General features: G+C 34.0%; 15 protein-coding genes and 1 pseudogene. 8 read left to right on the forward strand and 8 right to left on the reverse strand.

Annotated elements, in window-relative coordinates:
• Nucleotides 1–59 precede the first annotated feature (59 nt).
• Complete coding sequence (locus AC2D8I_RS07045) at nucleotides 60–5,696, reverse strand: hypothetical protein (protein ID WP_484705289.1); 5,637 nt, start codon at nucleotides 5,694–5,696, stop codon at nucleotides 60–62.
• Between the two features lie 462 nt (nucleotides 5,697–6,158).
• Nucleotides 6,159–8,258 carry an ATP-dependent DNA helicase RecG gene (gene recG, locus AC2D8I_RS07050; protein WP_484705290.1) on the reverse strand — a complete coding sequence of 700 codons (2,100 nt, stop codon included), beginning with the start codon at nucleotides 8,256–8,258 and terminating at the stop codon, nucleotides 6,159–6,161.
• 464 nt (nucleotides 8,259–8,722) lie between these two features.
• Between recG and AC2D8I_RS07055 the strand changes: the two genes are divergently transcribed.
• From AC2D8I_RS07055 to AC2D8I_RS07085, 7 genes and pseudogenes are all read left to right on the forward strand, one after another.
• Entirely contained in the window at nucleotides 8,723–9,196 is a 474-nt protein-coding gene (locus tag AC2D8I_RS07055; RefSeq protein ID WP_484705291.1) for an SRPBCC family protein, read from the forward strand.
• Between the two features lie 86 nt (nucleotides 9,197–9,282).
• Nucleotides 9,283–10,083, forward strand: a complete 801-nt coding sequence (locus AC2D8I_RS07060) for a hypothetical protein (protein ID WP_484705292.1) — start codon at nucleotides 9,283–9,285, stop codon at nucleotides 10,081–10,083.
• A gap of 340 nt (nucleotides 10,084–10,423) precedes the next feature.
• Nucleotides 10,424–11,287, forward strand: a pseudogene (locus AC2D8I_RS07065) (RHS repeat domain-containing protein); the annotation flags it as partial.
• A gap of 41 nt (nucleotides 11,288–11,328) precedes the next feature.
• On the forward strand, nucleotides 11,329–12,231 hold the full coding sequence (locus AC2D8I_RS07070) for an IS1595 family transposase (protein ID WP_484705293.1): 903 nt from the start codon (nucleotides 11,329–11,331) through the stop codon (nucleotides 12,229–12,231).
• A 197-nt stretch (nucleotides 12,232–12,428) separates the two neighbouring features.
• Complete coding sequence (locus AC2D8I_RS07075) at nucleotides 12,429–12,647, forward strand: hypothetical protein (protein ID WP_484705294.1); 219 nt, start codon at nucleotides 12,429–12,431, stop codon at nucleotides 12,645–12,647.
• A 969-nt stretch (nucleotides 12,648–13,616) separates the two neighbouring features.
• Nucleotides 13,617–15,476, forward strand: a complete 1,860-nt coding sequence (locus AC2D8I_RS07080) for a DNA topoisomerase IV subunit B (protein WP_484705295.1) — start codon at nucleotides 13,617–13,619, stop codon at nucleotides 15,474–15,476.
• A 100-nt stretch (nucleotides 15,477–15,576) separates the two neighbouring features.
• The gene (locus AC2D8I_RS07085) at nucleotides 15,577–18,210 is read left to right on the forward strand and encodes a DNA gyrase/topoisomerase IV subunit A (RefSeq protein ID WP_484705296.1); all 2,634 of its coding nucleotides are present in this window, start codon (nucleotides 15,577–15,579) and stop codon (nucleotides 18,208–18,210) included.
• Between the two features lie 86 nt (nucleotides 18,211–18,296).
• Here AC2D8I_RS07085 and AC2D8I_RS07090 read toward each other — a convergent pair whose 3' ends face one another.
• Nucleotides 18,297–19,790, reverse strand: coding sequence for a YfcC family protein (locus AC2D8I_RS07090; RefSeq protein ID WP_484705297.1), 1,494 nt, complete (start codon nucleotides 19,788–19,790; stop codon nucleotides 18,297–18,299).
• Between the two features lie 155 nt (nucleotides 19,791–19,945).
• On the opposite strand from AC2D8I_RS07090, the gene ung reads away from it, so the two are divergent.
• Nucleotides 19,946–20,611 (forward strand): uracil-DNA glycosylase, encoded by a 666-nt coding sequence (ung, locus tag AC2D8I_RS07095; RefSeq protein ID WP_484705298.1) that lies wholly within the window; start codon nucleotides 19,946–19,948, stop codon nucleotides 20,609–20,611.
• A gap of 31 nt (nucleotides 20,612–20,642) precedes the next feature.
• Here the strand turns inward: ung and AC2D8I_RS07100 are convergent, their stop codons facing one another.
• The 5 genes from AC2D8I_RS07100 to AC2D8I_RS07120 all read right to left on the reverse strand — a co-directional run bounded on the left by AC2D8I_RS07100 (nucleotide 20,643) and on the right by AC2D8I_RS07120 (nucleotide 24,663).
• The gene (locus AC2D8I_RS07100; protein WP_484705299.1) at nucleotides 20,643–21,497 is read right to left on the reverse strand and encodes a substrate-binding domain-containing protein; all 855 of its coding nucleotides are present in this window, start codon (nucleotides 21,495–21,497) and stop codon (nucleotides 20,643–20,645) included.
• Nucleotides 21,498–21,506: 9 nt separating this feature from the next.
• Nucleotides 21,507–22,376, reverse strand: a complete 870-nt coding sequence (locus AC2D8I_RS07105) for a nucleoside phosphorylase (protein ID WP_484705300.1) — start codon at nucleotides 22,374–22,376, stop codon at nucleotides 21,507–21,509.
• Nucleotides 22,366–23,310 carry a DUF1835 domain-containing protein gene (locus tag AC2D8I_RS07110; RefSeq protein ID WP_484705301.1) on the reverse strand — a complete coding sequence of 315 codons (945 nt, stop codon included), beginning with the start codon at nucleotides 23,308–23,310 and terminating at the stop codon, nucleotides 22,366–22,368. The genes AC2D8I_RS07105 and AC2D8I_RS07110 overlap by 11 nt, the downstream gene beginning before the upstream one ends.
• Nucleotides 23,311–23,316: 6 nt before the next feature.
• On the reverse strand, nucleotides 23,317–23,643 hold the full coding sequence (locus AC2D8I_RS07115) for a translation initiation factor (protein WP_484705351.1): 327 nt from the start codon (nucleotides 23,641–23,643) through the stop codon (nucleotides 23,317–23,319).
• Between the two features lie 69 nt (nucleotides 23,644–23,712).
• Entirely contained in the window at nucleotides 23,713–24,663 is a 951-nt protein-coding gene (locus AC2D8I_RS07120) for an isopenicillin N synthase family dioxygenase (RefSeq protein WP_484705302.1), read from the reverse strand.
• Nucleotides 24,664–24,791 lie beyond the last annotated feature (128 nt).

The following is a 24,791-nucleotide window of genomic DNA, read 5'->3' on the forward strand; positions in this document are numbered from 1 at the left end:
GCAAAAGACTATGTATTTAAATGGATTCAAATTAATATGCATTATTTAAGGGTGCGGTATTAGTTCATTTTTACTTTTTTGCCTTCCACACGTTGTGGTTTGGTCTCTTCTTTTATAGGCGCTGGAGCTACTACGCTTTTTTGTGGAAGCTTAGGGGCTTCTGTTAATGGTGTACTTAGAAGATCCTCAATATGCTCAGAAGTTAAGTTTAAAACACCTCCATCTGGCGTAGTTAGTATAAAGCCGTTTTTTAAATTTTTATAATTTGTTGTAAAATGCCATGTTCCATCGCTGTTTATAGATGAGCTCTTTCTGTAGCTGTTTGTTAGTAGTGTTATTTTTTCAGGCAATTGGCCACTAACAGGATTTACGCTAACTTTACCACGGATTGTAATTTTAAATTTTAATCGCAGCGTAATATCTTCAACTGAGGTCTCAATTTTATTTATTGTGATTTGTGAAACGCCATTATTTACTGTCATAATTCCCCAAACGCCACCTTGGAATCCTAGGTTCACCATATCATTGTATAAATAATCTCCTTTTATAGTATTTTGGCCTCCAGCATTGTTAATTAATAAGTCAAAACTATTAAGAGGTCCTAATTGATCTCTAAAACCAAACTGTTGCGACATTTCATTGTGACCTAATACTGTAGAATCATATTTATAAGGTTCTTCTTGCCAAGAGTGTCCATGTAATGTGAATGTTTCTCCATCACCAAGGCCACCAGGGTGTAATAACCGTAATCGTAGAGGTGTCCCTGCTTTTGCAATAAAATGTGGGGTTTCTGGGTAAGCCCACCCATTGGCAGAAATAGAATTGATATTCGCAATATTGTTTTGGTTTAGAGTAAGCCCAATATCCTTTCTTAAGTTAAGTAAAGGTTCCGATTTATAATTCACAGCATAATTAACGGTAGCGTTAGGAACACCGTTTATAGAATCATTACTAGTGGCCGTTATATTGTCTTGGAATTGGAATACAAATTCACGAAATAGTAATTTTTTGTTTTCATCGTAAATGTTTGCCGATTGGTTAAGGTTTTCATCGACTTTCCAAGTTGTGCCCTTGGGTTCTATAATTAGAGCGCCAAAAAGCCCTTTTACATACTGCTCTAAGCGATCGGAAGAAGATAAGATTACGGAGCCAAATTCAACAGGAACGGGTCTGTCGTTTTCCCATTTTCCAGCATACCATTCATACGATTTCGTTTCTCCTATAGCGACTGTTTGTGGAGTGTTAAACCCTACATTGGCGCCGTCGTACTTACTAACGTCGTATGATAGTAATTCGGCATGTAAACCAATATCTGATGATGCAGCTAACTCAACAATAACTCCTGTTTTATTAGCGCTTTGGTAATCATAAACACCGGGATTGGTAGAAAACCCTTTGGTTATGGCGTTGGTTAAGTTAATATTAATACAATCCCCTGCATTGGCTCTTAATACCATAGGTTCTCCTTTCCATAAGGCTTTCATGTTTTTTTCACTCAATTTCTTTTCACTACCTATAAAAACAATGGCATCATCCTCTTTATTCCCAAATTTCTTATTATAAGTGAGATATCCATCGCCTAATTGATCTATTGAAAATGCGGTAACATAAAAAGTTTTTTTAGGGGTATCTGCTCCAGTAGGGCAACCGCAATTTTTAGGTTTGTTTGCTATTGGGTATTTCTCAATATCATTATTAGGTAGTGGCATTAAGCTGTCTTGCTTAGTGCTATATGCTCGCATCATTCCCCAGAGACCAGCTTGTAATCCAGCAGCATCCGCACTCGCTTGGTATAAGTAATCTGTAAATGGTTTTGGGCTTTTGGTTACAGGAAACCTAAAATTCATTTCAAAATGTTCAGAAAGACTCATATTTTGAGTAGAGCGTAATCCTGAGTTTTCTGCAGAAGGCTCAAACAACCAGTTAACACCATGCACGTTAAAGAAATGAGAGGTAACATGCGCTCCTACCAATGTTCTTATTTGTATTTTATCATTTTCATAAGCTCTAAACAAAGGTGTGTAAGGATCTGTAGGTTGCATATTGGGACCTATAGCATTTATAGGAAAGGTAAAGGTGTCACTTCCTGGGATATACGAACCACCAACAGGTTGGGTGTTAAATACATTGTCGGCACGTTTTACTTTAGAACTAAACACATTAGATAGATTACCTGCCGCTCCAGTGGCCTGAGTATAACTGCCGTTATTATTTTGTGCAGCTCTTAATGGAAGAGGTTCGTTTCTGTAGTTCATAGAATAAGTCCCTCTAAACCCAAATGAGATTAATTCTGGATATTTGTTATTGTGTATGGCATGGTCTGGATCCATCCAGCCTCTATATTTATCAACAGCAGCAATAAATTCTAAAGAATCAGCACCTGAGAAATTTTCAGGAAATTCAGGATAAGGATCTAAGGCCGTTTTACTAGTCGGTAAATAAGCCTGTTGGGTATCTTGAAATTCTAACATAAACTCTCTATAGCTACCTTCTATATCGTCATTTAATACAATATTGGCTTGCCAGCTTGTTGGACCACCATCACTTACGGGTAAGGATTGACCATCTACAGTTACAGATCGTGTGATGCCATTGTATGCTCTACTCAATTGTTTTCCTGTAGCCGGATTATACCAAGTAGAATTTTGTGGTTCTATTAATAGACCAGCATAAAGGCCAATTTGTTGGTGTGTTGATGGGCCGAAATGATCATGCGTAAAGACTGTTCTTAAGGTTCTATCTTCTCCTCTGTCATTTAGTAAGGGGTCTGCAAACCATCGTTGAATGGTTGTTTGTGCTCCAGTCCAATTTTGACCTTCTGGAGCGGGGCCCCAGATAGGGTTAGGAGCATGAGGTTTTAATAAGGTGTCATTCACACTATAATTACTCACATCGGCTAAAGATTTTCCATCAGTATATTTATAGATGTAGCGTTTTCCGCCATCATTTATAGCTTTAATACGTTCTCTTACTAAATCAGGTGCGAGTGTTCCATCTTCATAATTAAATCCATTCGCCGCACCGTCAGACGAGGTCACATCAAACTTAACTAAGTGAATATGCTGTCCAATAATATCGGTAGGGGTTCTGACTTGAAAATCATCTAATTCATAATATTCTGGGACTAAATTAGTGTGCCAATATTCTACATATTCATTAGATTGTGCTCTGAAATAAAAGGGTTCTGGTGGTTTAATGCCTTCAATATTAGCATTAACATCTCCCCATAAGGAGATAATACGCTGTTGAGGGTAATGCCATCCTTTTTTGTTTAATACAACATCTAATTGAATATTAGCGGCTTTGTATGTTCTTTTGGTGCCAACTGCTTGACCTTCTAAGTTAATTGAAGGGTCTGCATATGGAGCACCTGGAACAGGAGGTAAGCCATTAAGTATAAAATAATCTTTTTTACCTTCTGGTGTTAGTGTGCTGTGCTTACGTTTTGCATGTGCTGCCATAGCCACTTTTTCAATTGCTGTTCCATTATTTGGTAGTTCTATGATTTGAATGCTGTCTACTATTTTTGTCCAATCATATTGTGTGTGATTTTCAAAAGGAACTTTAGCTTTGTAAACGACATTTCTTGGTAATCCCCCATCTAATGGGCCTGTTCCTGTTTTTTGACCGTTTTCATCGAAAATATCACCAACGGCAAAATCTAGAGGAGGATGTGGTGCTCTACTGCCAGAAAGGCCAGGGATAAAAAACGGATATCCTGGGTTTTTGGAGCTGTTGTCTACTATAATTTGACCTTCTTTTATATGTATTTTAGACGGTACAGGTGCCATGGCTCGTTTCGGTATTGGGACCAAACCTGGAATGGGGGTCCCTTTATCAATTTCTCCATCGGGTAAAGCTCTTGCCTTTGCTGCAGCGATACCCGTAGAATCCATTTTTGTTCCGAGTTCTAAAACATCATGTACTCTCCATAATGCCCACATACCCGCAGCGAAATGTGGGTAGAAATGACAATGAAAGATTTGATCTCCAACCGTTTTATTTAAATTACCACTGCCGCCATATACCATTTCTAATGTGTATGAGGATCCAGGGTTTATGGTTTGACTGTCTAGATAATGCCCATTAGAATTGTCGGGGGAGTGTAACCATTGGTGTGTGTGTTGATGATGGACATGGGTTAAACCTGCTCCTGCATGTGTGATTCTAAATTTAACATGATCATTCATATAGCTATGGTATACATTGGAAGGGTCATCTGGATATATTGCTTTGGTTGCTTTAAAGCCTTGTTCTGGTGTTAATGTTGTATCAATACTGCTAGTTCCTTGTTGGTGTAAAAATTGATTTTGAAGTGTCTTATTTACAGTTGTAGTGCTTGCTGCGTTTGCAGGAATGTCTACTACCATAGCAGGGTCTCCAACAGACCATGAGCTTAAAAAGAATTCTTCATAAGCGCAATCATCACAATCGGCCATAGGACCAACCCCAATTCTATTGGCGTAAATTTCTGCACCGATTCCACCAGAACCATAATTAATAGAAAAGGCATCATTACCAGTTGCTAGTGTATTTTTTAAATTAAGGCCAGCACTATTTATATCATCGGTATATGACGCTGGAAAAGCTTGTACGGTCCATGGTGATTCATGGTAATTAATTGCAAACTCTCTATATGGGTGTCTTCTATTTGGGGAAGCAGGTACTTTTAAAAAAGAGGGGCTTTCTCCAATAAAATCACCTTTATTAGGTCCTGTTATTATAGCTGTTAAGTCTGTGTGTATTAGTTCTTTGTAATTTGGTTTCTCTGGGAATTCTTGATACATTTTTATGATTGGGCTTTTATCTGGGTATTTGGCATCATAATCAATAACAGGAAATGTGCTTTTAGTGTCGTATATGTCGGGAACTTCATTTTTTGTTAGCACGGTATTCGGGCCATTACCATCTGCTGGGATTTGTTCATAATGTGTAATCGCTAAATTTAAATCGGCCTCTGTAACTTGACTTCTATACCATTCCGCCCCTTTGGGTTGGACATTTAGTGTACCAAATAAACCATTACTTAATTGTCCGCCTTTTTGCCCTCCAGGCGCAACGGTTGCTCCGGTACTATATAGCATATAAACCCCTTCTTTAGGAACGTTTAATGTATAAGTTATTGTCTTGCCTGGAGCAACAAGACTAGAACTATTGATTCCAACGTAACTACCGTCATCATTTATACTTTCTGCCATTTCGGTTCCAAGGATATGAACGCCTGCATGTCTAGTTTTTGGATATACACTAGCCGTTGGGCCGCTTGGCCCAAAAGCTGCTGCTTGTGCTTGAGTAACAATACCTGGTTTATTGGTATTGAATGCGTCAACAGGTGCTAGACTATCATAAGGAGCTAGAAGGTTTGTGAATTTTATTTTTAATACATCGCCCACATTGGCTCTTAAAACAATGGGTCTAGGGCGTTTGCTTTTTTTTAACCTTACTTTTCCTAGTATGTTAGCAGGGATTTCTTTTGGAATTGATGTGTCTAAATCGCGCACAAGTGCAAAAATAGTTCCTGTAGGTTGTGCTGCACCCAAACGATTATACATAAATGGCTGATTAATGGCTGCCATATTTACATATACAGTATCTCTTGTTTGTGTTTGTGCTTCACTAAAAATTGTAGTTCCTAAAAATAACATTAGAAAAACAATGCCTGTTTTAACGGAGTTGGTTGTAGAATAAGTATTCATTTTTATAAAGATTAAGCGTGGTTTTTTACTTAGAAATACGAAAAGCATTTTTAGGGAGAGTTGCTTTAACTTGCTGTTTTTAAAAGGTTTTATTTTATGATAAAAAGCCTTTAACACAAACTTAACGGTTTTTTTTTATTCTTTTTTAGGTATTTATACCTGTTTTAGAATGGGGGGTACTCTTAAATTATAAGCTTTTATTGAACGAACAAATGGTAGTGGAATTTTTAATGAAGTAGGCGTTTATAAATACTATTCCTGTTCTTTTTTTTGAATAGTGTACTTTATAGTTGTGATTCAATATATCCACTTGACTAAAAAAAGGGAAGTATTATTGTTTTTAGATTTGACTTTTATTTAAAACCACCAAACTTCTGGAGTCAGTGCTAAATTTGTTAAACGCGGTCTCAATTAAACATTTAGAGGCATTCTAATTATATTTTTAAAATCTTTTATTGGGTTTTAAGAAATATAATTCCAAATATTTTTATACTTACTCATTTGCCTATAGGTTTCTAGGATAACTGCATGTTGCGGTAGTTTAAGAGAAGGGTCGCTTTTTAAGACCTCTTTAGCATGAAAGCGCGCATGTTGTAAAATGTCATTATCCTTTATAATGTCTGCTATACGTAAGTTTAAAACACCACTTTGTTGTGTTCCCATAATATCTCCTGGTCCACGTAAACGAAGATCAACCTCTGCAATTTCAAATCCGTCATTAGTGCGTACCATCGTGTCTAGTCGTGTTTTACTGTTTTCCGAAAGTTTATGGCTAGTCATTAAAATACAAAAACTTTGTTCGGCTCCGCGGCCAACCCGACCTCTTAATTGATGCAGTTGCGAGAGTCCAAAACGCTCTGCACTTTCAATAATCATTACAGAAGCATTTGGTACATTTACACCAACTTCAATGACTGTAGTTGCGACCATAATTTGAGTTTCACCTTTAATAAAACGTTGCATTTCAAACTCTTTATCAGCAGGTTTCATTTTGCCATGAACTATTGAGATTTGATATTTTGGCGCAGGGAAATCTCGAGCAATACTTTCATAACCATCCATTAAATCCTTATAGTCCATTTGACTGCTTTCTTGTATTAAAGGGTATACAATATACACTTGTCGTCCTTTAGTAATTTCATCACGAATAAAGCGGAAGACTTTGAGACGATTGGCATCAAATCTGTGCACTGTTTTTATAGCCTTCCTGCCGGGAGGTAATTCATCTATAATGGAGATGTCTAAATCGCCATAAACAGACATTGCTAAGGTGCGTGGAATTGGAGTGGCAGTCATCACTAAAACATGTGGTGGTAGACTATTTTTTTTCCACAGTTTTGAACGTTGGGCAACTCCAAACCGATGTTGTTCATCTATAACCGCAAGACCTAAATTCTTAAATTTCACCTTATCTTCAATCAAAGCATGTGTGCCAATTAGAATGTCTAAATCTCCATTTTCAAGCATTTTATGGATTTCTTTTCTGCTTGAAGTATTACTTGATCCTGTGAGTATTTTAATGCTGATTTTCAGTGACTTGCATAGTTTGTTTAGTTCGTTAAAGTGTTGGACTGACAAAATTTCAGTAGGAGCCATTAAACAGGCTTGAAAACCATTGTCAATCGCCATTAACATTGACATTAGCGCAACAATAGTTTTACCAGAACCAACATCACCTTGTAATAAGCGATTCATCTGAGCATTTTGACCTAAATCTTGCCTTATTTCTTTGAGTACTCTTTTTTGAGCATTTGTTAATTCGAAAGGAAGATTGTTTTTATAAAAGGAATTAAAATGGGTTCCAATACTATTAAAAGGAAAGCCTTTTATTTTTGTTTTATGAATTAGATTTTTTAAAATTAATTGTAGTTGTATATAAAATAATTCTTCAAATTTTAGTCGAAATTGAGCTTTAGAAAATAGTACTGTTGTTTTTGGAAAATGAATATTAAAAAGCGCTTCAGATTTAGAAACCAAATTTAATTCTGAGCGTAAGTTTTCAGACAGAGTTTCTGCGAATCTCCCATTGGTTTCTATGAAGAGGTTTTGCATGATTTTTGTCATTACACGATTGGTTATTCCTTTATTAGATAGCTTTTCTGTAGAAGGGTAAATAGCCTGCATCGATGACCGTAAATTCTTTTGGTGTTCGGTTAACAATTCAGTGTCTGGATGTGGCATGCTAAATTTTCCATTGTACCAGTTTGTCTTTCCAAAAATGACATAGGACGTATTTAATTTTAAACTTTCTCGTATCCATTTTTGGCCTCTAAACCAAACCAATTCCATGGTCCCTGTTTCATCTTGAAAAGTAGCGACCAGTCGTTTCCCTCTTTTTTGTGCTACTTCTTGGAATTTTATGATTTTTCCAATAATCTGTATTTCTGCAGCGTTTCGTTGTAATTGATTAATCGTATAATACTTCGTACGGTCTAGATAGCGATTAGGAAATAGGTTTATTAAATCTTGATAAGTATGGATACCCAATTCTTTGCGGAGCAAATCAGCTCGATTTGGTCCAACACCTTTAAGGTAATCTATTGGCGTTTGAAGCGTCTTCAAAGTTTATTAAGGTTAGCTTAGTCAAAGATATATAATTATAATATAGTTTTTTACTTTTTCTAAGTTCAAGTGATTCGCATACTATTAATTATTGTTTACGATTTGCAAAAAAAAACAAAAAGCAGTATCACGTTGATATACGATGTACACTACAATCGTATTAAATTTATGAACGATAGTATTATAAGTAGAAGCAACGTTTGTTAACAATGAATTTCTAGGGACTAGAATGTTTTTCTATAGTATGAATGGCATTGTTAGTGCTTTTTGATGGAGTATTCTTATCTCGATCTGTAAATACAAAAAAAGAATATTGTAAAAACTTGAAGGAAATAATATGTTTTATGCACGGTATCATTATGTAACTATTTCACGTAAAAGGATGTAGTAATTATTAACCATAAATTCAGAGTGGTTTATGTTAAATTAAAGGTTAAATAGTTATCTTTAAATTTAAAATAATTATGCCTTTAATCGAAATTAAAACGATAATAAACGCCAATATTGAAACCTGTTTTGATTGGTCTAGAAACATAGATTTTCATAAGGAATCTATGGCAAATTCTAATGAAAAAGCGATTGCAGGAAAAACCTCTGGGCTAATTGGTTTTAATGAATGGGTAACTTGGGAGGCAACTCACTTTGGAGTTAGGCAAAAATTAACATCACAGATAACAGCATTTGAATACCCTAATTATTTTGTAGACGAAATGGTGTCGGGCGCTTTCCTGTCTTTTAAACACGAACATATTTTTAAAACATCCTTTTGTGATAAAAGCAACGCAAAAAGAACTTTAATGATAGATCGTTTTGACTTTGAATCCCCTTTTGGAATTATAGGAAAGGTAATTAATATGCTAGTATTAAAGCGCTATATGAGACGATTATTAATAAAAAGAAATCTATTGTTAAAGCAAATGGTAGAAAAGAAAGTATAATAGTTATTTAACATAGAAATAATAAGAGTATAACCAATAGAATATTATAAAAAAAGAACTTTACCTTAATTTTAAAACACGTTATTATGAAAACAATTAATTACTTATTATTAACCTTAGCTTTGTTGTTTAGCTCTGTAAATTACTCACAACAAGTTAATAGTACATTAGATGATATTTATGAATATGCAACGGAACTGGAAACGACCGCCTTGGAAGGGAAGTCTGTGTTGCGTACGTTTATTATTGATTATTGGGTTAATGATAATCCTAACCCTAATATGGAGGGATACATTTCTAATATGAATGATAAAATGGAAATGATAGAAGCGTATAATGATGACATTTATTATGAAATAGGACAAGCAGCAGAAATGAATTCTGAAATAGATGGAGAAGCGTTGCAGGATTTGACAAGGGAAATAGAAGCTAAAGTTGCTTTGGTATTAACGCGTAGTCTTTCCTTAAAAACAGCTGTTGCAGAGGGGCGTACCGATGATGCCTTACTTTTTACAAATAAAATAAAAAGACATTTAAATGCCATTATTTTTTTCGTTCAAACAATTCAAGAAAAAACAGAAGCTTTACAAAATACTTTTAAGCTCTATAATGTTAGAATAGAATTGGTAGATTGGCAAAGTGGATTGCCCGTTACTGTAGAAACATTGCCGGGCTATTACGCGGTAAATGAAGCAACAGGGGAGATTACTTATCCAGACCAATACAGTCAAGCGATTAGTGAATTTAATTTGGAGCCAGGAACTTATAGATTTGGAGCTTATGATGGGTATTTTGATGGAGCGTCGAGTAAAATAGTAACGCTACAAGATGATCTGGTGGGTGCTGATAATTTTATAGTAATAGAACTTGAATATTGGTCTGAATAAACATAGATTTCATAAAAGTTAAAGCCAATGTCATTAAAAAAACATTGGCTTTTTTTTATATTAAGGAATAGTAAACTAGTTGTATTCTTTGACCACGTATTGTTATTTCTAGATTATGTTTGGTAATTAGTATTTGTGTATAAATAAAAAAACAAACAAAAGAATGCTATTATAACGTATCGTTTTGTAGTTTAGTGAAATGAGAAGAACTAGCGATTTAGGGGTGTATTCTAAAAATGGAGCGACCAATTACCCGTTAACAGATCATTTAGGGAATGTTAGGGCTGTAGTAACCAAAGAAAATGATAGTCCTTCTTAGTTTACTGATTACTATCCTTTTGGCCAATTGCTGCCTAATAGGCATGGTTCAAGTGATAGCTACCGTTATGGGTTCCAAGGACAAGAAAAAGATGATGAGATTAAGGGTGAAGGGAATAGTATAGATTTTATGTTTAGAATGCACGACCCTAGAGTAGGAAGGTTTTTAAGTCTAGACCCGCTTGCACCTCAATACCCGCATAACTCGCCTTATGCTTTTGCAGAGAATAGAGTTATTGATGGAATTGAATTAGAAGGATTAGAGTACTTATCTAAAGATGAAGCTATGGTAGAATCTAGATTTGGTAGAACCTATATAAAGGTTGAAAATCTGTCAAGGCCTAATAGGGATAGAATTAATCTTTTCAATTTAAAAGGTAAAAATTCTTATAATCCTTGGGGGCAAGAAGTTTTTGGATATAATACTGAGTTAGGAGTAGGATTCCAAGTTGATATTAATGACGCTAAAAAGTCTCAAATAGACGCAATATTTGATTTCGGAAGTAAAAAAACGGCCTCTAAAGCTATTTTAACATATAATGATTTTGCGATAAGAATTATTACAGGAACGAATGTAAGAGGAGAAGAAAGTAATCGTTCAAAAAAGAGAAATAAAAGAGTTTTGAATTATGAAAACGGCTACCCTACGAAAATGAGAAACTCAGCTAAAGGGTTCTTAGCAGTGGCAGCATTAGCAGAGGTTTATAATACATATACTGTTTTTGATCAAGCGAATGATAGTGATGATATCGCTAGTCACGGGTCAATATTATTTACGAATGTTCTTGGCGCAATTGATTCTGCAATTAAAAATGGTGATTTACCTGATAAATTTAAAAACGCTAAAGATATCTCTCATTTAGCCAATATAATTTTATTGAGTTAGTCATTTAATTTCCGTATCTTATTACCATTAATATAAGGGATATGGAACAATTTGAAGGACAAGATATACTAAACTTTATAAAAGAACTACCAAATGATGAATCTTGTAAAGCTTATTTAGCAAAAATAAAATGGCAAGATGGTTTTACCTGTATTAAATGCGGAGGTACTAGAGGTTGTGAGAAATCAGGCTATAACTATCATTGTTATGGCTGTCATCATGTAGAAAGTGCCACAGCAAACCCCCTTTTTTATAAGGTGAAATTTGGTTTACAAAAAGCCTTTTGTGTTGTTTTTGAAATGAGTACAAGTAGTAAAAGCATATCAAGTATTCAAATGGGAAAACGCTTCAGTATTCGTCAAGGAACCGCCTGGTATTTTATGCAAAAAGTACGTAAAGCTATGAAGAGTAGTAAAAAATATCCTTTAGAAAAATTAATTCATGTAGATGAATTTACTGTTGGAGGAAAAGAAGAAGGAAAACAAGGAAGAAGTTATGATACGAAAAAGAAAAAGGCAGTGATAGCAGTAGAATTAACAGATAACAATAAAGTAAAGAGAGTTTATATCAAGTCAATCAAAGACTATTCTTCAAAATCATTGACACCAATATTCGAAGAACATATCAGCACATCTGCTAAAATAGTAACAGATAAATGGAGAGGATACGAGCCTTTAAAAGAGATTTATGGCATTGAACAAATATATAGCAATAATGGAGTTAATTTTAAACAATTACATATTGTGATTATGCAAGTTAAATCTTGGTTAAGAGCTATACCAACTCATGTAAGTAAATGGCATATTCAAGCTTATTTTGATGAATTTTGTTTTAGAATAAACAGATCTCAATTCAAGAAAAGTATTTTCCATAAAACCATAGAAAGAATGGTGATAGCAAAACCTATATTTCATAAAAACATCAAACAGAAACTAAGCGTGTAACTCAATAATTTTATTTGGTGGAAATGGTGATGAAGGCTGGGAAATAAACAATTTAGGCTATCAAATATATTGGGAATATACAGAGAAAGGAATTGAGGAATATAAAAACATATCAATGAAAGAAATTGGGAAAGTAATAATGCCTAAACCAAAATTTGAAATAAAAGATGAAAGAGAAGAAAACGTTAAGGTTTCAGATGACGGTGAGTAAATTATTTTTATTTTTACTATTAACAGGTTGTGGTCAAACACTACAAGAAAAGATATCTGGAATATGGGTAATAGAAGAAATAACAGTTAGTGAGAAAGATTATTTAGGTGAGCTAAATATTAAAACAATTTCTTTCGATGATGATAGGATTAATGTTCCTTCCCCGCTCGGTAACTACGTGTCGCTACTGCTAAGCTTAGCTTAGTAGCGTTACGAGTAAGCCAACCCAGAAATAAAATTACCCGATAGTACGGATTTGTAATCCGTGCCGTAAAGAGTAATTAATAAATAAAGAATATAAAGCTTTTACAGAGATGTAGAGGCTTTTTTTATGTAAGCTGTTTTTGTATATCTTTTTGAAAGATAAAAGCGGAAATAAGGTTTTTAATAGTTTCTTTTTCTTTGTCGGTAAGGGATTATGTTTTTTTAAATAAAGTGGCTAATTCTGTATCATCAATACCATCTTCGATATTTTGTTGACCAAATACTAAAGTGTCAAGAGAGATATTTAAAACCTCTGATGGAGCTAGTTTACGTCACAGCTACCGCTAGCATTTGCTTATGGTGGAAAGAGTAAGGATATGGCAAGAAATAAAAATCGAAAGCATTTGCTAGCGACGGCAAAGAAAAGTAATACGGAAAGCCATTTGCAGAGCAAGTAGTTTTTGTGTTTTCAAACTATGGGGAGAAAATGCAAACCTCATAACACGAGCGGTTTGGTTGTAGATTTAAAACAGCTTGTAGATTAACTGTTTTAAGTAGGAGCTAACACTATTAAATAAAAAATAAAGTAGTAACAATATTTGTAGGTCTCGTAATCCTAAATTGGTGAATACATTTATAAAGCCTTTTTTCAGGCTATTTAATTAAATCGTTTTAGGTAGTTATTTTCTTTTTCTTTAATAACAAATCATAACAGGCTCATATCAAATTAGAAACCATTATAATAAAAGAATTAAGCGTATTTTTATTCCTTTTTATGGACGCTATTCAAAGGGCAAGTGGGAAAATGAGTGTCAAATAATGTTAGATAAAACCTGCGTTTAAGAAGTTGCTTAATAGTGTTTTATGTAATGCTAACCTTTTATTGTTAATTACTTTATGGGCGTGCTATTTCATTTTATAAGAGGTTATATTATATTAGCATCCAATCACGAAATCTTATTTGAATTCTATGGCTGAACAAACCAAATATACCGAAGATAACATACGCTCACTAGACTGGAAAGAACATATTCGTATGCGACCAGGAATGTATATTGGGAAATTGGGAGATGGGTCTTCTCCAGATGATGGAATTTATATTCTTTTAAAAGAAGTACTCGATAACTCTATTGATGAGTTTGTTATGGGGGCTGGAAAAACGATAGAGATTTCAGTACAAGGAAGTAAAGTCATTGTTAGGGATTATGGGCGTGGTATTCCTTTAGGGAAAGTAGTCGATGTGGTCTCTAAAATGAATACCGGAGGAAAATACGATTCCAAAGCCTTTAAAAAATCAGTAGGATTAAATGGGGTTGGTACTAAAGCCGTAAATGCATTATCCTCTTATTTTAGAGTAGAATCGTCTCGTGAAGGAAAAAGTGCATCAGCAGATTTTGAGCAAGGAAACCTTATTGATCAAGAGTTTTTAGAAGAAACAACACGGAGAAAGGGAACAAAAGTGTCCTTTATTCCAGATGAAATCATTTTTAAAAATTATAAATTTAGAAGTGAATATGTTGTTAAAATGCTTAAAAATTATGTCTACCTTAATCCAGGGCTGACTATTATTTTTAACGGAGAAAAATTTTATAGTGAAAATGGATTAAAAGATTTACTGTCTGAGAAAATAGTGGAAACAGACTTGTTATATCCGATTATTCATTTAAGGGGAAGCGATATAGAAGTTGCTATAACACACAGTAGAACGCAATATAGCGAAGAATATAATAGTTTTGTAAATGGTCAAAATACAACACAAGGAGGAACACACCTTGCTGCTTTTCGCGAAGCATTGGTAAAGACTATTCGTGAGTTTTATGGAAAGAATTATGAAGCATCAGATATTAGAAAATCTGTAGTTTCTGCCATTGCGATAAAAGTGATGGAACCTGTTTTTGAAAGTCAGACAAAAACAAAATTAGGATCTACAGATATGGGAGGCGATCTCCCTACTGTAAGAACCTACATTAACGATTTCTTAAAAACACATCTCGATAATTATTTGCATAAAAATGCAGATACAGCAGAGAAAATTCAGCGTAAAATATTACAAGCAGAGCGCGAGCGTAAAGAATTATCAGGGATACGTAAACTAGCGAAAGACAGAGCAAAAAAAGCAAGCCTGCATAATAAGAAGCTAAGAGATTGTCGTGTACATTTTGGAGATGCTAAAAACCCTAGAAACCTAGAATCTACATTGTTTATTACAGAGGGAGATTCTGCATCAGGTAGTATAACTAAATCTCGCGATGTGAATACACAAGCCGTATTTAGTTTAAAAGGAAAGCCGCTTAATTGTTATGGGCTGACTAAAAAAATTGTTTACGAAAATGAAGAATTTAATTTATTACAAGCGGCATTAAATATTGAAGAATCTTTAGAAGATTTACGTTATAATAATGTCGTGATTGCTACCGATGCCGATGTTGATGGGATGCACATTCGATTATTACTAATAACCTTTTTTCTACAATTTTTTCCTGAGGTTATAAAAGAAGGGCATTTGTATATTTTACAAACCCCGCTATTTAGAGTTCGAAATAAGAAAGAAACTATTTATTGCTATTCTGAAGAAGAACGAATACATGCAATAGAAAAGTTAAAGCCAAAACCAGAAATTACACGATTTAAAGGTTTAGGTGAAATTTCTCCAGATGAATTCAAGTACTTTATTGGTGATGATATTCGGTTGGATCCCGTAATGCTAGATGAGCAAATGTCTATAGAGGACTTATTAGCATTCTATATGGGGAAAAACACACCATCAAGGCAAGAGTTTATTATAGAAAACTTGAAGGTTGAAATGGATTTAATTGAAGACAATAAATAATTAAAATGATTTAGGTTACTTTTATATAACCTACATTATTATAAGCTTTCATAAAAATAAAGAATAGATTTCCTATCCTTAAGGGAATGATAAAAGCGATATGGCAGAAGAAAACGACGATTTAGAAAATTTAACAAACGAGAACTTAGAACCACAAGAACCACAAGAAACCATTACCAGAATTACTGGAATGTACAAGGAGTGGTTTTTAGATTATGCATCGTACGTTATTTTAGAGCGTGCAGTACCAGCGATTGAAGATGGTTTTAAACCTGTGCAACGCCGTATTATGCATTCTATGAAAGATTTAGATGATGGGCGTTACAATAAGGTCGCAAACATTGTTGGTCATACGATGCAATATCACCCACATGGAGATGCCAGTATTGCAGATGCTATGGTACAAATAGGTCAGAAAGATTTATTAATAGATACCCAAGGAAACTGGGGGAATATTTTAACGGGAGATAGGGCTGCCGCTTCACGTTATATCGAAGCGCGTATTTCTAAGTTTGGATTAGATGTTGTTTATAATCCAAAAATCACAGAATGGCAGGCTTCTTATGATGGGCGTCGAAAAGAACCCGTGAATTTGCCAGTAATGTTTCCTTTATTACTAGCACAAGGCGGAGAAGGGATAGCCGTAGGCTTGTCAACAAAAATATTACCTCATAATTTTATAGAGCTTATAGAGGCTTCGGTAAAACATTTACAAGGAAAACGCTTTACTTTAGTACCAGATTTCCCAACAGCTGGGATAGCCGATTTCTCTAATTATAATGATGGCTTACGAGGTGGGAAAGTAAGGGTTAGGGCAAAAATTTCACAACGCGATAAGAACACATTGGTTATTACCGAAATTCCTTTTGCAACAACTACAACATCGTTGATAGATTCTATTCTAAAAGCAAATGATAAAGGTAAAATTAAAATAAAAAAAATAGAAGATAATACAGCCGCAGAGGTTGAAATATTAGTGCATTTACCTTCCGGTTTGTCGCCAGATAAAACCATAGATGCTTTATATGCCTTTACAAGTTGTGAGTCTTCAATTTCCCCTTTAGGTTGCGTTATAGAAGATAATAAACCTTTGTTTATAGGGGTTTCCGAGATGTTACGCCGTAGTACAGACAATACGGTTCAGTTGTTAAAGCAAGAGTTAGAAATAAAACTAGGGGAATTAGAAGAACAATGGCACTTTGCTAGTTTGGAACGTATATTTATAGAGAATAGAATTTATAGAGATATAGAAGAGGAGGAGACATGGGAAGGCGTTATACAAGCAATAGACAAGGGCTTAGCGCCACATATAAAACACTTAAAACGAGCCGTTACTGTAGACGATATAACCCGCTTAACAGAGATTAGAATTAAACGCATTTCTAAGTTTGATATTGATAAAGCACAACAGAAAATTGATGCTTTGGAAGAACAAATTGCAGAAGTAAGACACCATTTAGCAAATCTTATCGATTATGCTATTGCCTACTTTACACGTTTAAAGAAAGAATATGGTGAAGGAAGAGCACGTAAAACGGAAATTAGTGCTTTTGGAGATGTTGATGCCACAAAAGTTGTGATTAGAAATACAAAGCTTTATGTAAATCGAGAAGAAGGTTTTATTGGAACTTCATTACGTAGAGATGAATATGTCTGTGATTGTAGTGACATCGATGATATTATTGCTTTTACTGGAGATGGTAAAATGATGATAACAAAAGTAGGAACTAAAACATTTATAGGAAAACATATTATTCATGTGGCCGTTTTTAAAAAGAAAGATAAACGTACTATCTACAATATGATTTATAGGGATGCAGCCAAAGGGCCGTCTTATATAAAACGATTTGCTGTTACCGCAATAACTAGAGATAAACATTATGATTTAACAAACGGAAACAAGAGCTCTAAACTGTGGTATTTTTCTGCAAATCCGAACGGAGAAGCAGAGGTTATAAGTTTATATTTGAGGCAAGTTGGTAGTGTGAAAAAGCTAAAATGGGATATTGATTTTGCTAATGTTTTAATAAAAGGAAGAGCTTCAAAAGGAAACTTGGTAACTAAATACCCGATTAAAAAAATAGAGCTTAAAGAAAAAGGTGTGTCTACACTAAAACCGCGTAAAATATGGTTTGATGAAACAGTACGACGTTTAAATGTGGATGGAAGAGGTGAGTTGCTTGGAGAATTTAGAGGGGAAGATCGCATATTAATAATCACCCAAAAAGGAATAGTAAAAACCATAATCCCAGAAGTAACGACGCACTTTGGTAATGATATGATTGTAATGGAAAAGTGGGTTCCTAAAAAACCAATTTCTGCTATATATTTTGATGGAGAAAAAGAACGGTATTATGTAAAACGTTTCTTAGTAGAAAATGAAAATAAAGAAGATGTGTTTATTTCTGGTCATGAAAAATCTCAATTAGAAATAGTCTCTACCGATTGGAAACCTATGGCTGAGATTGTTTTTGCTAAAGAAAGAGGGAAAGAGAGGAAAGATAACGAAACTATAAATATGGAAGCATTTATTGCTGTTAAAGGAATTTCTGCTTTAGGAAATCAATTAACCAAAGAAAGGTTAAATCAAGTTAATTTATTGGAGCCTATTCCTTTTGAAGCACCAGAAGCAGTTCATGCAGAAGATATAGAAGTGGTTGACGAGGTAAATATTACAAGTGAAGCAGGTAACGTTACCGATGATACAGATGACGACCAGCCAAAATTATTTTAAAGTATAACTTTGCAAAAAAAGGATGTTATTTTTAAAAGGAGATTTTAATGAATGGGTAAAATAATGAAGTGGTTGGTTTTTTTAAGTTATAAATAAATAGAAATAGTCATTACTAACATTGTAAATACTATTAAGATAAGTAATAGCGGAAGTACAAATTTTAACCATTTATCATAGCCAACCTTTACAATGGCCAGAGAAGCGAGTATTAAACCTGTAGGGTTTATTATGGCAAATAAACCCATTCCATATTGATAGGCATTTACTATAATTTCTCGCCCAATCCCAACAGTATCTGCTAAAGGAGACATAATAGGCATTGTTAATACAGCCATTCCTGAAGAACTGGGAATAAAAAAGGAAAGCCCACCATAAATAAAAACCATAATATTAGCAAAGATGCCCTTGTGCATGCCAAGGGTTAAGTCACTCGCATAATACAACATGGTATCACTTATTAACCCGTTTTCCATTATCACAGAAACCCCTCTAGCAATCCCAATAATTAAAGCGACTCCTAATAAATCACCAGCTCCTTTTACAAAAATGTCTACAAATGTGGATTCCTTTATTTTTGTAATAATTCCTATTAAAATAGCTCCTACTAGAAATACAGCAGTCATTTCAACAAACCACCAATCTAATAAAGAAACCCCAATAATCATTATAATAAAGCACAGCGCAAAAATTAATAAAGCCAAGCGTAACCGCGTTGTAAACTGTATTGTTGTCGCTGTTGAGTTTCCAAAAAGCGATTCTATTTGTTCTTTTTGATTATAAATAATCGATTTAGTAGGATCGTTTTTAACACGTTTCGCATAGCGCATAATGTAAATAATAGAAATGGTCATGCATAATACTAGCATAATTAGTCTTCCGGTTAGACCTGTTGTCCAGTTTATTCCAGAAGCATTACTAGCGATTATGGTACTAAAAGGGTTTACTGTAGAACACATGGTTCCTATACTAGTCCCAAGGTAAATTGAAGCTAGAGGTACCATGGCATCATATTTAGCAGCCAAGAATACAGGAATTAAAATGGGATAAAAAGCAATCGTTTCTTCTGCTAAACCAAAGGTTGTGCCGCCAATTGCAATAAGTACAGTTACCAATATAATAAGTAAAAATTCATATCCTTTAAGAACATTTGCTAACCAAGCAATGGCCGCATCAAAGGCGCCTGTGCTGTTTATAATTCCAATTAACCCGCCAATTATAAGCACCAAAAAAATAATGTCTGACGCCGCAATAATACCTTGGATTGGCGATTTTATAAAATCGGTAAATCCTTGTGGTTTGGCCTCTAGTTTTTTGTAAGTATTAGGGATGTTTATGGCTTTATATATATCGCCGCTAGTAAATTTTTCTAATGGGATCTTAATGGTAAGCGCGTCTAAAGTTGCTTGAGATGCCTCTAGTGTTTTACTCGTCTTTTCATTAATTTGAGTAAATGTATTGTCCGCTTTATTGTAAACTAATGTATCGTATTTACCAGAAGGGACAAACCACGTAAGAAGTGTTACAAGTCCGGCAATAACTAATAAAATGGTTTGAGCAGTTGGAAATTTAAATAGTTTCATAATTTTTCCCGAAAGGCGGGCTCCTTTTTTTACATTTCTACAATTGCTGAAATGTATTTAGAATTAATGGTAATAACAAAAAACAAATTAAATTTTAATACTATTAAAGATAGTATTATTTTACATTGAAAAATAATAGCTAATAATAAATAATAATGAATATAGAGCTACATAAGAGCTGGAAAACACATTTACAAGAGGAATTTGATAAGCATTATTTTAAAAATTTAATGACTTTCGTTAAAGAAGAATATTTACAAGCTAAATGTTTTCCACCTGAAGCACTTATTTTTAATGCTTTTGAAAAATGTCATTTTGATGATTTAAAGGTGGTTATTATTGGGCAAGATCCTTATCATAATTATGACCAAGCTAATGGGTTGTGCTTTTCTGTGAATGAACACGTTTCACATCCACCATCTTTAATCAATATTTTTAAAGAAGTTGAAGCGAGTGTAGGTGTTGTTTACCCTAAAAGCGGAAATTTAGAGCGTTGGGCAACACAAGGTATTCTTTTATTAAATGCAACATTAACGGTTCGTGCACACCATGCTGGGAGTCATCAAAAAAAAGGCTGGGAGACATTTACAGACTGTGTTATTAAAACCATAAGCGATCATAAGGATAATGTGATCTTTTTATTATGGGGAGGATTTGCTAAAAAGAAAGCCAAATTAATCGAGGCTTCTAAGCATCATATTTTAACTTCGGGGCACCCATCTCCGTTAAGTGCTAATAGAGGGTATTGGTTTGGTAACAAGCATTTTGAGGCGGTTAATGCTATTTTGAAAGAGAAAGCTCAAAAAGAAATAAATTGGTAGTACATTTTTTATGTAATACGCTTGAAGCCTTTTATAATATTTCAGTTAAGTCTTTATAGTTCCATTTTTCAGAAATAATGTCCAAAGCTAACAATTGATTTTGAACATGGTTTATGGTTTTCTCATCAATAAGTTCTTGAGACCATTCGGTTAAACGTAACCATTCTTGAACGTCTTTAAGTTCTTGTTCGTAACGATTGGCAATCATTTTATCAATACTTGGAATGTTTTTAAAGTCAGCCGTTGTTGTATTTACAATATTTAAAATGGTTTTAACAGCTTCTCTATTGGTTTTTAAAAAGGCCTCGCTTACGGCTATAACAAAGCAAGGCCAAGGGGAAGGGCAGTTGCCGATGCGTCTAAATGTACCATTATCGACTAAGGGTTTGGTTGTGAATTTTTCCCACATAAAATAATCTGCCTTACCTTGGGTTAAACCATCAACAGCACCTTCTAAGTTTTTAATAACCTCAAAATTGAGATCTTTATTTAAATCCCAGGCGTTATTTTGTGCATTTATATAAGCCATTAAATGCGAGCCGGAGCCATACCTACTTATGGCAGCTTTACGTCCTTTTAGTTCCGGAATTGTTTTATAATCCGATTTTTCATCAACATGTATTCCCCAAATTAAAGGTGTTTTTACAAAGGTTTGTACAATTTTACTTTTATTTCCTTCAATGATATCTTTAATAATACCTTCGGTTAAAATAACAGCCATATCAATGTCTCCATTACGCAAGCCTTTGCACATTTCTCCTGTACCACCAAAATAATCTTTCCAACGTAAATTTATGTCTTTAGCTTTGTACTCGCCATTTTTTAAACCTAAATACCAGGCTAAGTTAAAATGTTCTGGAACACCTCCAATTTTAATTGTTTTCATAATTATAGTCTATTCTACCAATTTATTTAACGTATAGATAATTAGGGCATCTACTATTGCTTTAGGGTTACTACTAAATTCTCCAGTAGCTCTATTGGCTATAATAGCGTTCATTGATAGTGCTTTGTGTCCTAATAGATTTGATAATCCATAAATACCAGCTGTTTCCATTTCTAAATTAGTGATGGGTCTATTTTCAAAATTAAAACTGGCTAATTTGTCATTTAAGGTGTTGTCTAGTATAGGTAAGCGTAAGATTCTACCTTGAGGGCCATAAAACCCGGAATTAGTAGCTGTAAACCCCTTCAATGTTTTATCTGAACTTAATTTAGAAAATAAAGCAGCATCACATTTTACGACATAAGGACTTGATTTATCAGAGGACCAATGCGTATGTTCCATTAATGCATTAGAAATGGCTTTGTATTGAATATGTTGGCTATCGTAAAAATGTAAAAGGCTATCAAACCCAGAAGCATATTCACTAATTAAAAAGGAGTTGATTGGAATGTTTTTTTGTATAGAACCTGAAGTTCCTATTCTAACAATATCAAGCGATGTGAGTTCTTTTTTTATTTCTCGAGTCTCTAAATTGATATTTACCAATGCGTCTAATTCATTCAAGACAATATCAATATTGTCTGTGCCTATGCCTGTAGAAATTACGGTTAAGCGCTTGCCTTTGTAGGTTCCAGTTTGTGTATGGAATTCTCTTTTATGTATTTTAAAATCGACAGTATCAAAATGCATCGTTACACTATCTAATCGATCGGGATCTCCAACAGTTATTATAGTGCCTGCTATATGTTCGGGACGCAAATTTAAATGGTATACACTACCATCTGGGTTTAATATTAATTCAGAATTTTTAATCGGCATTTATATTTGTTTTAATCAGTTGGTTTTCTTTTTTATGGTAAAGGAAGTCGGCTTTATTTACACCTCCAAAATAAAAATCACATCGTAATTCGTTTAAAAAGTTTTTTTGATGCTCTAAAGCCAAATGCCCATTTCTATTTAAGGTTAACGTTGTTTCTGTTTCATTATAAAATAAGACTAATGTATTTACCATTCGCTCTAATTGTATCTCTCCAAAGCCATAATACCCTTGGTAGTGTAAAGTGTATCCCAATAGGTGATGACGTGATTTTATAGCGTGCTCTTTAATTAATTTTAATATATTGTACTCTAATGTATTTAATCCACTCCTTACATCAGGGAAACGTCTTAAGTGCGCTTTTAAACAGTTGCTTAAGTATTTAAAACTTGACGTTCTTAATATAAGAGAGTTTAATAGATTGTGATCATTACTACAATAAATACGCCATATTTTTTGGGCAAGTGCAACATCGTCTACAGTTAATTTTATTTTGTTTTTATAATGTCTTTTAAGCTGTTTTGCTGTTAATTCCGATAATCCTTTTAGCGTTTTTTCATTTTCCTCTCGACCGCTACATACGAGGTATAAAGGTGTTTTGTTTTTTTTTTGTTTTAGTAGGCTAATTGCAGCCATGAGATTGATGTGGCAAAACAAATCATATTCAAACCATAGGATAACTTCAGAATAATCGGCAAGTGTGTTTAGTTTAAGTATTTCGGTTTTAAATCCGCCAGCCTTATAATTGGTATTGTAAGTGTTTTTAAAAAAAGCTGTTCGTGTTTCAAAAAAGATATCAGAATCTATAACCTCTATAGCAGGCCCTTCACATAACATTTCATTCCAGGTCATTATATCGCCTTTTATTTCTAGCTTTTTAAGGAAAGATGTTAGACTTGATCCATTGGTAATATGTAAGGAACTATTTTGTGCCATTTAAACTTACCCGCCAACGCGTTTTACATTAAACCCTTTCGATTTTAATATTTCCATTATCTTATCTCTGTAATCGCCTTGAATAATAATTTTATCCTCCTTAAAGCTTCCACCAACACTTAATTGTTGTTTTAATTCTTTAGCCAATGCTTTAAAATCTTGAGTTGCTCCAGTATAACCTTCTAGAATAGTTATAGGTTTGCCTTTTCGTTTTTCGTATTTACATATAATAGGAGTGTCCTGTGTCCAAAGATTAGATTTTGGTTCAGCAGCTGTGACCTCTTTTTCAATATGGTCGGGGAATAGTTTTTTTAATTGGTCTTGTAAATCCATTGTTATTACGAATAAAAGCATTCAGCTGTTAGTTTTTTTAACTCACAGCTGAATGCTAATACTGATTTATTATTTTTTAATTAACCCGAGTTCAATTAAACGTTGGTTTAAGAATTGACCAGCAGTAATATCTTCAAATTCTTTAGGGCTATCTTCGCTAATACAACTTTCTAAAACATCTAGTTTCATTTCACTTACTGGATGCATGAAAAAAGGAATAGAGTAACGGGATGTTCCCCAAAGTTCTCTTGGCGGATTGATTACTCTATGTATTGTTGATTTTAATTTGTTGTTACTATGTCTGGATAACATATCCCCCACATTAATCATTAATTCATCTGGTTCTGCAATAGCATCAATCCACTCACCGTCGTGGTTTTGTACTTGTAACCCGCGTCCTTGCGCTCCCATTAATAGTGTGATTAAGTTAATATCACCATGAGCCGCGGCACGTTCAGCAGCTTTTGGTTCCTCTAAAATAGGTGGGTAATGAATGGGTCTTAAAATAGAATTTCCGTTATGAATGTAGTTATCAAAGTAAGTTTCTTCTAATTGTAGGTGTAATGCTAAAGCTCGTAAGACGTATTTAGCCGTTTTTTCTAACATTTTATAGGCTTCTTTCCCAACGTCATTAAATGCAGGAAGTTCAGAAACGTTTACATTAGGAGGGTATTTTGCTTCTAAAGTAGGGTTGTCGTCTACATATTGTCCAAAATGCCAGAATTCTTTTAAATCGCCTTCTTTTTTGCCTTTAGCACTTTCCTTTCCAAACGAAACATAACCACGTTGTCCGCCAATACCAGGGATTTCATATTTACGTTTAGTTTCTACAGGGAGGTCAAAAAAGTTTTTAATTTCTTTATATAGGTTGTCTACTAGGGCGTCATCTAAGAAATGACCTTTTAGCGCTACAAACCCAATTTCCTGATAGGCTTTACCTATTTCATCTATAAACTTCTGCTTCCTTTCTGGGGCATCAGAGAGAAAGTCTTTTAAATTAACACTAGGAATACTCTTCATGGTACTAAATATTTAATAAATCTTGTACCACAAAAGTAACGAAAACATCGCACAAATTATAATCGATAATTTTAAGGGTCTTTTTATAATTATTATTCAATTATGCTATATTTGACAAATCATTTTCA

It is taken from the genome of Lacinutrix sp. YIN62, assembly GCF_057219185.1.